The sequence below is a fragment of the Marinilactibacillus piezotolerans genome (assembly GCF_900169305.1).
Lineage (GTDB): Bacteria > Bacillota > Bacilli > Lactobacillales > Carnobacteriaceae_A > Marinilactibacillus > Marinilactibacillus piezotolerans_A.
Genome location: NZ_FWDP01000004.1, coordinates 1,000,193 through 1,014,149, shown reverse-complemented (window position 1 = coordinate 1,014,149; position 13,957 = coordinate 1,000,193). Strand labels below are relative to the sequence as shown.

Sequence of the window (13,957 nt, the reverse complement as noted above, 5' to 3'; positions counted from 1 at the left end):
TAGATGGCGGTTCTCAAAACACAACAGTTGATGGTTCGCTATCCTTATCAAAATGCATCGATTTTAAAAGACATCGATTTAACGATTGAAAAAGGCGAAAAAGTGTTGATTTTGGGTCCAAGCGGCGGTGGAAAAAGTACGCTCGCTTTGACGCTGAATGGCATGATTCCAAAATCAATAGAGGCTGAAGCTGAAGGCAAAGTGTATATTGACGGGAAATCGCCATTAGACTTGAGCTTTAAAGAAACCAGCCAGCGAATCGGCCTCCTTTTTCAAGATTCCGAGACTCAATTTTGCATGTTAACCGTTGAAGATGAAATCATATTTGGATTAGAAAATCTGGGCTTATCTAAGTCGGAAATGGAGCGCAGGGTAGAAGAGAATTTAAGATTAGTGGGGCTGGAAAAATGGCGAACTGCGCAACTAAAAGAACTGTCTGGTGGAATGAAACAAAAATTGGGCATTGCTTGTCTGCTTGCGATGGATACTGACGTTTTAGTCCTTGATGAACCGACGGCGAATTTAGATCCAGCAAGCACAGAAGAAATTTTTGACTTAGTCATTAAACTGGGGGAAGAACTCAATAAAACAATCTTGTTTGTGGAACATAAGTTGGATCGATTACTTCCACATATTGAACGCGTGATTGTTTTAGGAACGAATGGCAAAATCATAGCCGACGACACACCAAGAAACCTTTTCACCCAACAGTTTGACACCTTACTCGATCAAGGCATTTGGATACCGAAAATTTGTCGTTTTGCTAAAAAATTAGAACAACAAGGTGTGATTAACTGGTTAAATTTCCCCCTTTCTTTACAAGAATTTGAGAAAGAATTGACGAGACAGAATATCGTTCCGCACAATTCAATGGTGCAGTCGAATCAATCACGAGTGCGAAATCAAACAAACACTATCTTACAATTAAAAAATATGACATTTGCGTACAAAACCCATGAAGTACTAAAAAATATCAACTTCTCTATCCAGTCAGGAGAATTTGTCGCATTACTAGGACCCAATGGAACGGGAAAAAGTACATTGGCAAAATTGTTGATTGGACTATTGCACCCTAGTCAAGGTGAAATCTATTTTAAAAATCAGGTAATTCAAAAGAAAAATGTTCAAGAATTAATGCGGTCAGTCGGATTTGTGTTTCAGAATCCTGAGCATCAGTTTATCTGTGATACGGTGGAACAAGAACTCGCTTATGGGTTGAAATTGTTGGGGTGGTCAAAAGAGGATTGGCACCCGAAAGTGCAGTCATTGCTCGAAGCATTTCAATTAGTTGAACACAAAAATCAAAATCCATTTTCGTTGAGTCAAGGGCAGAAACGACGCTTATCGGTTGCGACGATGTTGATGAATGACCAGGAGCTGTTAATTTTGGATGAGCCGACGTTCGGTCAAGATTTTGTGAATACAGAAGCACTCATGAAACTACTCCGAGCGCTCAATCAACAGGGAAAAACAATTTTAATGATTACGCATGATATGGAGTTAGTCTACGAATATGCCAACAAGGTCCTCTTATTACATGAAGGTGAAATTCAATATGGTGGCGACGTAGAGACATTTTTTGCACACACGACTTTACTTGAACATGCTTCAATCAAAGTCCCAATTTCCTATGCCTTAAAACATTGGTTAAATACAATCGAAGGAGGCGAAAATCTTGTTACAACACTATCAGAAGAGTGATCATTTTCTGCAACAAGTCAATCCGACTATGAAATTGATGAGTCTGTTGACTGTCATCTTTTATATGGTCTTGATTTTTGATCCTTGGACACCTTTCTTATTATTGGTGGTGACGATTATCGGGATTTCATTGTTTGGGGGCGTACCTTTGCGGTTCATTCTACTGATTTTGTTGCCGTTTAGTTTGTTTGCGTTTAGCTTTGTGTGGATGAACGTGGTGTTTCCTGATGAAAGAGGCGAAACGATTCTGTTCACCCTGTTTAACATGCCGGTTGCGCTGGAGAATGTACAAACAGGGTTATCACTTGGATTACGTTCACTAGTGTTTGTTTCTTGGTCTTTATTATTTGTCTGCACAACGGAACCTACAAAATTTATGCTGAGTTTGGTGCAGAATTGTAAGCTTCCACCGCGTTTTGGATATGGCATGATGGCGGCGTATCGTTTTTTACCCTTGTTTCGAGAAGAACTCAATCAAGTTCGTGCTGCGCATCGTATACGTGGACTAGGAGAACCAAAAGGATTAAAGGGGAAAGTTGATGAAACCAAGCGGTATATGATTCCTTTACTTGCTAGTGCAATCCGAAAAGCAGAGAGAGTTGCGATTGCGATGGAGTCGAAAGGCTTTGATGGCAGTACAGAGCGTAGTTATTATCGAGTAATATCTTGGACAAAAAAAGATTTGATTTTTGGATTTGGACTATTTCTTTTATATGCAGGACTTACTTTAGGAAGAATATTCTTTTTACAATGATTGGATAGTTGTAATAGTATTTGTAAAGAGATAGGAAAGGTTGTTAAGGTTATCGCTTAATAATCTTTTCTATTTCTCTTTCAGTTCTTGTTTAATTGGATTTAATAAGTTTATAACAAGAAACAAGATGATATTGGTAAAGGTTAAAAAATGGGGGTATACTCTTTTTAGTTAATTTGGGAATTAAACAAATTAAAAATCGGCGATTGCGAAGATATCCATTTTTGGATTCGTACAATTATGGAATAGTTTACTGATGCCATGCATTAATAAGGACAAGAAGTTAAAATGTCCTGAAGAATTATCTAAAGTTATGAGAAGTGTTCGATAACTGAAATTTTATTGAGATAAATTGAGTATATACTATGAAATTTATATAGTACAATTAAAATATTGAATACTGAAGTTAGTAGTGGAACTATAATCTACCAAAATAATGGAGGATATTGATGAAAAAATATATTATCACAACTGAAAGTGGTTCAGATTTATCTAAAGAAATAATTGATCGCTACAATATACAAGTCATTCCGATGCATGTAACAATGGGGGATCAAACTCTTCCTGATGGTAGTTTTGATGTTCAGAAAGCTTTTGATTATTTTGAAACAACAGGGAATCTACCTAAAACATCTGGTTCTTCACCCCAAGATAATACCGAAGGTTTCAAACAAGTTTTTGCTGAACATCCAGATGCAACGATCATCCACATTGGGTATTCTGCAGTAACAACGGTTTCCTTCAATGCTGCAAAACTTGCAGCTCAAGACTTTAAACACGTCTACCTTGTAGACTCCAAACATGTCTCTATTGGAGCAGCCGCTATTGTTAAAGCAACAGCTCAATTTATTGAAGAAAATCCTGATACAAGTCCTGAAGCCATTATTGCTTTTGTCGAAGATGTTAGAGAACGCACTCATATGGTTTTTCTGCCTAAAACTCTTCAATATTTGAAAGCGGGCGGCCGAGTCTCAAGTCTAGCTTTTCATGGAGCAAATTTGTTGAAGATACAGCCGTCAATTGTTTTAGAAAATGGATACCTGGTCCCGGAGAAGAAGTACCGTGGATCTTTTGATAACTGCTTGAAAAAGATGGTGAATCATTTTTTCCAAAGCTATAACATTAACCCGGATACCGTTCTGATAGTAAGTCCTCCGGGTGTCGAAGACAGTCAGAAAGAGGTGATTAGCGGTCTGTTGAAAGAAAATGGTGTTCAAAAAACCAGATGGATGCAGGCGGGTGCTGTAATCTCCAGCCATGGCGGTCCCGGAGCGATTGGTATTACAGGGATTGAAAAAACAGCTGGTTAAAGTGGTGAGGTCAGGGATAAAGTTAGAGAATAACTATAGAGTCTTTAAAGAATCGAGTCTTTCATTATATTAATTGCAAAACTGGTTTCTAAAGCAGTATTGGAACCAGTTCATAGCAAGGCAGTCTCAGAACTAGTCGCAAAAGCGATATAGCGACTAGTTAAAAAAGAGCAGCCCTCAGAACTAGTCACAAAAGCGATATAGCGACTAGTTAAAGAAGAGTTGCCTTCAGAACTAGTCACAAAAGCGATATAGCGACTAGTTAAAGAAGAGTTGCCTTCAGAACTAGTCACAAAAGCGATATAGCGACTAGTTAAAGAAGAGTTGCCTTCAGAACTAGTCGCAAAAGCGTTATAGCGACTAGTTAAAGAAGAGCAGCCCACAGAACTAGTCGCAAAAGCATTATAGTGACTAGTTAAAGAAGAGCAGCCCTCAGAACTAGTCGCAAAAGCATTATAATGACTAGTTAAAGAAGAGCAGCCTTCAGAACTAGTCGCAAAAGCATTATAGTGACTAGTTAAAGAAGAGCAGCCTTCAGAACTAGTCACAAAAGCGATATAGCGACTAGTTAAAGAAGAGTTGCCTTCAGAACTAGTCGCAAAAGCGATATAGCGACTAGTTAAACAAAGCATTCCCCCAGGACTAGTCGCAAAAAAGCTGAATCTACTAAAATTTGAAAGTCTAACACTCGAACTGGTTCTGAATAATGAAAAAAGACTTATTGCGATAAGTCTTTTCCTCTTAAGCTATTCTTTTTGCTGTTCAACAGTAGTGAGTTGCCTTGGAATGACCTTTTCTTTTATATGCAGTATTTAAAATGGCGGTTATCCTTCTTTTTGGGAGCATGCTGTTGCACCAGTCATATATGTTATTACTTGTAACAAGTCTATCAGGGAAGAGGATCTTGAATGCCTTGACCTGAGCCAACACTAGTTCATTCACTGAGGTAACAGTATCGCAGACTTGGCAGCGGCTTTTTTTGGTTGTGTGTTTCAAGTCGAAAGATCCGCAACGACTGCAAGGCAATCCTTTCTTAAGTTCATTAAAATCATAGTACGGTAACTGCCTTCGATAAGGCAGTTCTTTTTGAGTCTCTTCCATCAATTTCTGAGCTATAGAATGATGTTTGGTTGACAGAGGTCCTTTTCGCTGGTTCACAGCAGTAAAGTGCGTTGCGATTTGCGAGGGGAAAATAAAAGGATGATGTTCTTCAGCCTCGTAAAGGACAAATGTGGGATTGACGAAAACGACTGCTGTTTGAACCGGTATAGTAAGCTTCCATTTTTTTAGCATTTTGGAAAGAAGAGTTGCTGTCCTGCTTAACTGATTAACAGGGTTGATCAGTTCCTGGCCGGACCCAGAGTGAAATTGGCCAGATCGATTGGTGTATTTTCCCTCGAAGTTTTTGACTTCATAAAGATAAAGCGTATCCGATGTCAGCACGACAGAATCTATCTGAAAAGGCGTAGTGCCTGAAATCAGAGACAGATCATTTAATATTAGAACATCAGTATCAATATACTTTTCTATCATTGAATCAAACAAAACTTCTCCATCGTATCCTTTTGACATAGCATATAAGTGCTGTTTTTCTGCAGAAGAAAGAGTCATGCGCTTGTCCAGCAGTTCCAGTATAGTCAGCAGCGCTGGTTTTTCTCTTGCTTTGATCATTTCCATTTGACCGCCTCCATATGTATATTTACGTTTTATTAAATTTTTCACTAAAATGACTATACTAATAATGGTGACTGAAAAAATGTCATTTGTACCCTATTAGTTGCACCCGCAACGAATCTCTGATAGAGTAGTCAAATAAGTAAAAACAAAAGAAGGTGAAGCAGACTTGTCAATGATGCGATTGATCAATCGTACGTCTCGATTAGGTGAGATGTATCGAAATGAAAAAATGGAAAAGTACGGATTAAAAGGCATGCACCATACCTACATACTGAACATCTGCAACAATCCGGGTGTTACGCAGGAACAGTTGGCTGAAATTATTTTTGTCAATAAAAGCAATGTTGCCAGACAACTGGCGTTTCTTGAAAAATCCGACTACGTAAAACGCGCTCCAGATCCTAAAGATGGACGCAAGCTGCTGGTCTATCCGACTGATAAAGCGCATGATGTCTATCCAAAAGTCGCAAACATTTTGAGCGAATGGAATGAAATCATTCTAGAAGGCGTTTCTTCAGAAGAAAAAGAAGTACTGGAGAAGCATCTGGCAGATATGATGGAAAAAGCAAAAACTGCTGTAGATAAGGTAAATAAAGAATAAACCTATTAGATAGAAAGGTCGTTTTGATGAACTTATTTTTAGAATATTTAAAACCTTTATTTGGCAGGATGCTCAAAGGATTTTCCGTAAAATTCGTGGGAACGATTATGGATTTGTTTCTGCCTTTGATCCTGGCTTATATTATTGATGTCGTGATTCCGACTGGAAATATCAATCGTGTCCTGCTCTGGGGTGGAGCGATGGTGATCTGTTCGATCTTGGCAGTGACACTGAGCATCAAGGCGAATCGGATGGCTTCAGGTGTAGCGAGAGATGCCGTGGAAGACATTCGTCATGATCTTTATGATAAGATTACTTATCTTTCGGCGAGTCAGGCTGATCAGTACGGAACACCTTCTCTGATTTCAAGATTGACATCAGATACGTACAATCTTCACCGGACGATTGGATTGATGCAGCGGATCGGTGTTCGCGCACCCGTTCTTTTGATAGGCGGGATTTTGATGACAGTCACGTTGGATCCAGTTTTGACATTAGTGATGATGGGCGTCTTGCCGTTTGCGACGGTGACGGTCTATTATGTATCAAAAAAAGGTGTGCCGCTATTCGACTTGCTCCAACAAGAGGTCGATAAACTGGTCAGAACGGTAAGAGAAAACATTACAGGTGCCAGAGTGATCAAAGCTCTATCGAAGACCGAATATGAAAAGACCCGGTTTGAAGGAGTCAATCAAGGCGTGGTAGACGCAGAAACCAAAGCAAATCGTACTATGGCAGCGACGACTCCACTGATGAATCTATTTTTGAATCTGGGACTGACAGCAGTTGTGTTGGCCAGTGCTTACCGAGTAAATGCTGGACTAACAGAACCGGGCGTTATTATTGCCTTTATGACTTATTTTACAATCATTTTGAATGCGATGTTGAGTATTACTCGGATTTTTGTGCTGTTATCCAGAGGAATCGCATCGGCTGACCGGGTTCATACAATTTTGCACACAGAACCAGAGTTGGAGATTCAACCGCTGGATCAAAAACCAGATACAGCGCATATTCGATTTGATCATGTGTCTTTTGCTTACGAAAAGAGTTATACGCTGGAAGATTTTGATTTTGCGCTGAACAAAGGCGAAACGCTGGGGATTATCGGAGCGACCGGGAGCGGGAAGACAACGATTATTAAGCTGCTGCTGAGGTTGTATGATGCAGATTCTGGGAGTATTCGAATTAACGGTAAAAATGTTAATAGTATGAGTTTGAAAGAACTGCATACAAAATTCGGCGCGGCCTTCCAAAAAGATTTTCTATATGCGGATACGCTGACGGAAAATATCGATTTTGGCCGCAATTTATCCCATGAAAAAATTGTACAAGCAACTGAAGCGGCTCAAGCGAAAGAATTTATTGATTCGTTGGATGAAGGTCTGGAACACAGACTGACAGCAAAAGGAACAAATCTAAGCGGAGGACAAAAGCAGCGGGTGCTATTGTCGCGCGCATTAGCCGGCAATCCAGAGATCTTGATGTTGGACGATTCTTCCAGTGCCTTGGATTATAAGACAGACGCGCAGTTAAGAAAAGCATTAACGGAAGGGTATCAGAATACGACGACCATCATGGTTGCTCAACGCATCAGTTCTATCCAGCAAGCAGATCAGATCATTATGCTTGAAAAAGGCCGAATCATCGGGAAAGGCACACATAAAGAACTGATGAAGACGTGTGAACCGTATAGAGAAATCTACTATAACCAGTCAGGAGGAAAAGAGATTGCGTAGAGGCGGAGGAAAACAAGCGACAAACCCAAAAGCACCAGAAACCTTGAAGACCAGCCGCTTTTACGTGTTGAAACGGCTTTGGGCGTATTTATTTCACTATAAATGGATGCTGATAACCGCAACGATTCTGATGGTCATCAGTAATTCCTTTTCACTGGTTGGTCCTTACTTATCAGGACTGGCAATCAACTCGATTCAGCCGGGAGAGGGCGAAGTTTTATTCCAGCAAGTATTTTTTTATGTCGGATTAATGATTGGATTCTTTGTATTGTCGTCTGTTTTAGAGTATTTCATGCAGATTTTGATGATTCGACTGACACAGCGGACGATCAGACGATTACGTAGAGATGTTTTCAATAAAATGGCAGAATTGCCGGTTGGCTTTTTTGATAAGCATCAAACTGGCGATATTATCAGCCGGATCACCTACGATATCGATACGATCAATCAGTCCCTGCAAAATGACTTTATCCAGATCGTGACGAGTGCCATCACGATTATCGGTTCATTAACGATGATGCTGATCATCTCTCCGATACTGACGCTGGTCTTTGGAGTTACGATTCCAGCTTCCATTTTATTGACCAAATACATGGTGACGCGCTTCCGTCCGCTGTTCAAGAAACGGTCTGTGAAACTGGGCGAGTTGAACGGCTATGTAGAAGAAATGATTTCCGGGCAACAGACCATTAAAGCGTATCATCAGGAAGAAAACATGATTGAACGCTTTGATGAAAAAAATAACGAAGCAGTTACTGCTTATTATCAAGCTGACTACTACGGAAGTATGGTTGGACCTTCGATCAACTTTATCAATAACCTCTCATTATCTTTGGTCAGTGTGGCTGGAGCGCTGCTTTACCTATTCAATTATTTAACGTTGGGTGGCGTTTCTTCGTTTGTTCTGTATTCCAGAAGATTTTCCGGTCCGATCAATGAGTTAGCCAATATTATTAGTGAATTGCAGTCTGCTTTTGCAGCTGCGGAGCGCGTTTTTTTACTGATGGATGAACCATCTGAAGCGAAAGATGTTCTAGATGCCCATGTCTTTGACCAGGCAGAAGGAAACGTTCGAATGAACAAGGTCAATTTCGGGTATTCGCCGGATAAAATGACGATCCATGATCTGGACTTTGAAGCACCGAGCGGAAATGTAATCGCCGTTGTCGGTCCGACGGGTGCCGGGAAAACGACCTTAGTGAATTTGCTGATGCGCTTTTATGATCCAAGCGAAGGGACGATTGAACTGGACACGGTGGATACCACACAAGCGACAAGAGAAAGTCTGCGCTCTTCTTATGCTATGGTGCTGCAGGATACCTGGTTGTTCAGCGGGACGATTTTTGAAAATCTCGCTTACGGGAAAGAGAACGTGACAACTGAAGAAGTGGAAAAAGCTGCTAAAACAGCGCAGATCCATGAGTATATTATGAGTCTGCCAAATGGCTACCAGACAGTGATCGATCAGGAAGGCTTGAATATTTCTCAAGGTCAGAAACAGCTGCTGACGATTGCACGAGCGATGATCTTGGATGCGAATCTGCTGATTTTGGATGAAGCAACGTCAAACGTTGACACCCAAACCGAGATGAAGATCCAAGAAGCCATGCAGGAGCTGATGAATGGAAAAACGTCCTTTGTCATTGCCCACCGCTTATCGACCATCCGAAACGCGGACACCATTCTGGTCGTGCGAGACGGACGCATCGTTGAGCAGGGAAATCACGAAGAACTGCTTGAAAAAGAAGGTCTTTATTCTGACTTATACCATTCTCAATTTGAACTATCAGCTTAAGAAATTTCTTTCACCTTAACTAAAAATCAAAGTCATCACTATACTGTAAGGTGGCTAGAAAGGGCCGATCCAATAATGGGTCGGCTTTTTTAGACTATCTGTAGAGAATAGGTGTGTTGAGAAGCGTATTCGGTGGATCTAAGTTATACTAATAAAAGTGAAGAGGTAAAATAGAAGAAACATTTGAAAATCTATTGCAGGGAGTGTTAGAAATGAAGCAAGAGAACGTCAGTGAATTCATGCATGTCTTCAATGAACTGCAGAAAGTCGTTGCTGCACAGTTGAAGGAAGATCCGGATACCAACTTCGGTTCATTGATTTATGCTGCAGAAGAGAAGCAGGATAAAGTCGTCTTAACGTATAAAAGTCAACTGGATCTGTATAGAAGATTCAGAAATATACTGGTACATAGCACGATCAATGAGAATGAATCGATTGCTGATCCGAGTCAGTCTTTGATTGATGTAATGAAGCAGATTTCAGAGAAAATCAAACATCCAAAAACAGTCAGTGATTTATTCTTAGAAAAAGTCATTCATTTTAACTTAAAGGATCCATTGAGCGATGTGCTTGAAGCGATCAAAGACAACCAGATTTCCCAGTTTCCTGTTTTCCAGGAACAACGATTGGTCGGTATGATTTCAGAAAATGGGATCACCAACTTCCTGGCGCATTCGATCAAAGATGACTGGATTTCTATCAGCGGAACGACGATTGAGGAAGTACTCGAAAATGATCATGAAAGAGACTCGTATGAGATCATTCCGGCAGATCAGTCGATTTTCGATATAGAAGCCATCTATTCCAGAAAAATTGAGGAAGGCATCATCGCATATTTCTTGCTGATCGCTAAGGACGGAAAAGTAACCGAACCGAGTGACTTATTAGGCATCATCACGCCTTGGGATATACCTGAAATTATTGAGAACAAGTGATAGAAATTAGTCTTTATAATATATGTTGAATAATATCCCAATTTATTTTAATCCGAAATCATACTTTTTCTTGACAACCCTAAACAAACAATATATTCTCTTACTATAACTTAATAGTCTTCAGGGCAGGGTGCAAGTCCCTACCGGTGGTAAAGCCCACGAGCCTTATGGCAGATTCGGTTAGATTCCGAAGCCGACAGTATAGTCTGGATGGAAGAAGACGATATAATCTACACAATCATTATTCTGGGAGTCTCTTTAACGATACTTTCAGGATAGTCTGACGATGTATTTGTAATGCCCTGGAATTTTATTCCAGGGCATTTTTTACATTCATCATATTATTCTATGTAAATAGAACAATAGTGACTGTTTATTTTGTGTACAATTGATCAAGTATACTAAAGCCCTGAATCTGTTTTTTGATTCAGGGCTTTTTGTATTGAAAGGAGTACTCATGGATAAAAAGTATATGAATATAGCATTGGTGTTGGCTGAGAAAGGGAAAGGATTTACAGCTCCTAACCCGTTAGTCGGCGCTGTAATTATAAAGAATGAAAAAGTCATTGGACAAGGATATCATCAGAAAGCTGGAGGTCCGCACGCTGAAGTTCATGCTATAAATAATGTTGCAGAATCAGTTGAGGGAGCAACAATGTATGTCACATTGGAACCCTGTTCTCACTATGGGAAAACTCCACCATGCGTAGATTTGATTATTAAGAAAAAAATCAAGCGAGTCGTAGTAGCGGCAACTGACCCGAACCCCTTAGTTTCTGGAAGAGGATTGAAAAAGCTGAAAGAAGCCGGTATTGAAGTCACTACAGGAGTACTAGAACAAGAAAGCAATCACCTCAATGAAGTGTTCAATAAATATATAACAACTGGATTTCCTTTTGTCGTAATGAAGTATGCGATGACTCTGGACGGTAAAATCGCTACCGAAACTGGGGATTCGAAATGGATATCTTCTAAAGCAGCTAGGAATCATGCACATTTATTAAGGGGGTATCTAACTGGGATAATGGTTGGAATCGATACAGTTTTGAAAGACGATCCTCAACTGACCTGCCGGGTACCTGGATACTTAAATCCAACTCGTATTGTTTTAGATAGCCGATTAAGAATACCAGAACAAGCAAATTTGCTGAAAGATCAAGACCATGCGCCAACTATAATTCTTACTACAAAAAAAGCATCGTCAGAAAAGACAAAAATATTAGAAAGTAGAAACATTGAGGTGCTGACCGTTCCAGAACTGGATGGAAGAATTGATTTGAAGCAAGCCATGAACGTTCTCGGAGAAAGAGGGATAGACAGCATTCTACTAGAAGGTGGAGGAACGCTGAACGGAGCTGCTTTAGAAGCGGGGATCGTTGACAAGGTGAATCTCTATGTAGCACCTAAGCTGATAGCCGGGGAAATGGCGATTTCGCCAGTTAGAGGACAAGGTGTGGACAATATATCGGAGACTTTCAACATCAATAAAATCAATTATCAAAGTTTAGGTAAGGATTTACTGATAGAGGGTTATTTAGAAAAGAGGGAATAGAGGATGTTTACAGGAATTGTAGAAGAGATTGGAGAAATCCAAAAAGTGAAAACAGCAACGGTCTCCAGTGAATTGACCATTAGAGCGGAAAAAGTATTAGAGAACACAAATGTCGGTGACAGTATTATGGTGAACGGAGTGTGTCTGACAGTAAAAAACTTGGGCAAGAATACATTTATGGCCGATGTTATGTCAGAAACGTTAAGTCGTACAAATTTGAATACTTTCTCAAAAGGCAGCCCGGTTAATCTGGAACGGGCGCTGACGCTTCAGAAACCTTTAGGCGGTCACATGGTCAGTGGACATATAGATGATACAGGTAAGATAACCCGTTTCAAAAATGAAGACAATGCGGTATGGGTGACGGTCCAGGCAAACACAAACATTCTTCGATATGTGATAGAAAAAGGATCAATCGCTATAGACGGAATTAGTCTGACTGTTGCCAAGGTGACTCAGGAGGACTTTCAAGTCTCGATTATCCCTCACACTGCAGAAGAAACAACACTGCTAAAGAACAATATAGGAGATTTAGTAAATCTAGAGTGCGACTTGATTGGGAAATATGTGGAGAAATTGCTGAAATACTCTCCTGAATCCGAACCGGTCCAAAATCATTTAACAGAATCATTTTTACAGAAAAACGGATTTTTATAATCAGACAGGAGTGAAGAAATGTTCCATAAAATTGAAGAGTTACTAATCGATTTAAAACAAGGAAAGAATGTCATTATCGTAGATGACGAAAATAGAGAAAATGAAGGAGACATTGTTTGTGCTGCTGAGTTTGCCACTCCAGAGAATGTTAACTTCATGGCTAAGTATGCTAGAGGTCTGATTTGTATTCCCATGACAAAAGAATACACAGAAAAGCTGGGCCTTTCTCCTATGAACACGAATAATACGGATAGTCACGGTACGGCCTTCACTGTATCAATTGATCATATCAGTACGACTACCGGGATTTCTGCTGGTGAGCGGTCATTGACAGCTATTAAAACGATTGAAGAAGGAAGCCGACCTGAAGATTTTAAACGTCCTGGTCACATGTTTCCTTTGGAAGCAGTTGAAGGAGGTGTACTGAAAAGAAACGGACATACAGAAGCCACAGTTGATTTGATGAAATTGGCAGGGTTAAAGAAGGTAGGGTTATGCTGTGAGATCATGAATGACGACGGAACCATGGCAAGAAGAGATGACTTACTGACATTTGCAGAAGAGCATAACTTGAAGATCGGAACGATCAAAGACTTAGTAGAATATCGGAAAGCGAATGAGAAAGTAATCGTTCGAGAATCTGCAGCGGAATTACCAACAAAGTATGGCGCTTTTAAAATTGTTGCCTACAAACATAAATTTTCAAACGAACATCACACAGCACTGGTCATGGGAGATATAAATGATGGAGAACCTGTGTTGTGTCGAATTCATTCCGAGTGTCTGACGGGGGATGTGTTTGGATCCAGTAAATGCGATTGTGGAGAACAGTTAGATAAAGCGATGAAGAAAATTGCTGATGAGGGAAAAGGTATTTTACTGTACATGAGACAAGAAGGCAGAGGAATCGGTCTTATTAATAAAATTAAAGCCTACGCTCTGCAAGATCAGGGACATGACACGATTCAGGCAAATGTATTATTGGGATTACCTGTGGATGCTAGAGAATATTATGAATGTAAACAGATATTCGATGATTTGGGAGTCGATCGAATCAATCTGATGACAAATAATCCACTGAAAGTCTCGAGTTTAGAGCAATACGGATTGACAATAGAAAACAGAGTACCGATTCAAATCAAACCAAATCCAGCTGATGAACGGTATCTTAAGACAAAAAAAGAAAAAATGAACCATTATATAGAATTATAAATTAAAATCTTGGAGGAAAATCAA

General features: G+C 40.0%; 12 protein-coding genes and 1 riboswitch. Of the genes, 10 read left to right on the top strand and 2 right to left on the bottom strand.

The features are described from left to right. Positions 1–3: 3 nt before the first annotated feature. From B6F02_RS08605 to B6F02_RS08595, 3 genes are all read left to right on the top strand, one after another. Positions 4–1,701, top strand: coding sequence for an ABC transporter ATP-binding protein (locus B6F02_RS08605; RefSeq protein WP_080146946.1), 1,698 nt, complete (start codon positions 4–6; stop codon positions 1,699–1,701). Then, on the top strand, positions 1,676–2,455 hold the full coding sequence (locus B6F02_RS08600) for an energy-coupling factor transporter transmembrane component T family protein (RefSeq protein ID WP_080146945.1): 780 nt from the start codon (positions 1,676–1,678) through the stop codon (positions 2,453–2,455). The genes B6F02_RS08605 and B6F02_RS08600 overlap by 26 nt, the downstream gene beginning before the upstream one ends. 449 nt (positions 2,456–2,904) lie before the next feature. Then, the gene (locus B6F02_RS08595) at positions 2,905–3,765 is read left to right on the top strand and encodes a DegV family protein (protein WP_080146944.1); all 861 of its coding nucleotides are present in this window, start codon (positions 2,905–2,907) and stop codon (positions 3,763–3,765) included. A gap of 110 nt (positions 3,766–3,875) precedes the next feature. Here the strand turns inward: B6F02_RS08595 and B6F02_RS10950 are convergent, their stop codons facing one another. Then, positions 3,876–4,397, bottom strand: coding sequence for a hypothetical protein (locus B6F02_RS10950; RefSeq protein ID WP_143745261.1), 522 nt, complete (start codon positions 4,395–4,397; stop codon positions 3,876–3,878). Between the two features lie 130 nt (positions 4,398–4,527). Beyond that, complete coding sequence (locus tag B6F02_RS08590; protein ID WP_080146943.1) at positions 4,528–5,442, bottom strand: nuclease-related domain-containing protein; 915 nt, start codon at positions 5,440–5,442, stop codon at positions 4,528–4,530. Between the two features lie 172 nt (positions 5,443–5,614). Between B6F02_RS08590 and B6F02_RS08585 the strand changes: the two genes are divergently transcribed. The 7 genes from B6F02_RS08585 (at position 5,615) to B6F02_RS08555 (ending at position 13,933) form a co-directional block, all read left to right on the top strand. Continuing rightward, positions 5,615–6,043 (top strand): MarR family winged helix-turn-helix transcriptional regulator, encoded by a 429-nt coding sequence (locus B6F02_RS08585; RefSeq protein WP_080146942.1) that lies wholly within the window; start codon positions 5,615–5,617, stop codon positions 6,041–6,043. A 26-nt stretch (positions 6,044–6,069) separates the two neighbouring features. Continuing rightward, positions 6,070–7,782, top strand: coding sequence for an ABC transporter ATP-binding protein (locus tag B6F02_RS08580; protein WP_080146941.1), 1,713 nt, complete (start codon positions 6,070–6,072; stop codon positions 7,780–7,782). Positions 7,783–7,825: 43 nt separating this feature from the next. Then, positions 7,826–9,577: an ABC transporter ATP-binding protein gene (locus B6F02_RS08575; RefSeq protein WP_256864697.1), complete on the top strand. Its 1,752-nt coding sequence runs from the start codon at positions 7,826–7,828 to the stop codon at positions 9,575–9,577. A gap of 212 nt (positions 9,578–9,789) precedes the next feature. Continuing rightward, the gene (locus tag B6F02_RS08570; RefSeq protein ID WP_080146940.1) at positions 9,790–10,512 is read left to right on the top strand and encodes a CBS domain-containing protein; all 723 of its coding nucleotides are present in this window, start codon (positions 9,790–9,792) and stop codon (positions 10,510–10,512) included. Positions 10,513–10,624: 112 nt separating this feature from the next. After that, positions 10,625–10,738, top strand: a riboswitch (FMN riboswitch). Between the two features lie 231 nt (positions 10,739–10,969). Further along, entirely contained in the window at positions 10,970–12,064 is a 1,095-nt protein-coding gene (ribD, locus tag B6F02_RS08565) for a bifunctional diaminohydroxyphosphoribosylaminopyrimidine deaminase/5-amino-6-(5-phosphoribosylamino)uracil reductase RibD (protein WP_080146939.1), read from the top strand. Positions 12,065–12,067: 3 nt separating this feature from the next. Beyond that, entirely contained in the window at positions 12,068–12,721 is a 654-nt protein-coding gene (locus B6F02_RS08560) for a riboflavin synthase (protein WP_080146938.1), read from the top strand. A gap of 18 nt (positions 12,722–12,739) precedes the next feature. Then, positions 12,740–13,933: a bifunctional 3,4-dihydroxy-2-butanone-4-phosphate synthase/GTP cyclohydrolase II gene (locus B6F02_RS08555; protein WP_080146937.1), complete on the top strand. Its 1,194-nt coding sequence runs from the start codon at positions 12,740–12,742 to the stop codon at positions 13,931–13,933. The last annotated feature ends 24 nt before the right edge of the window (positions 13,934–13,957 follow it).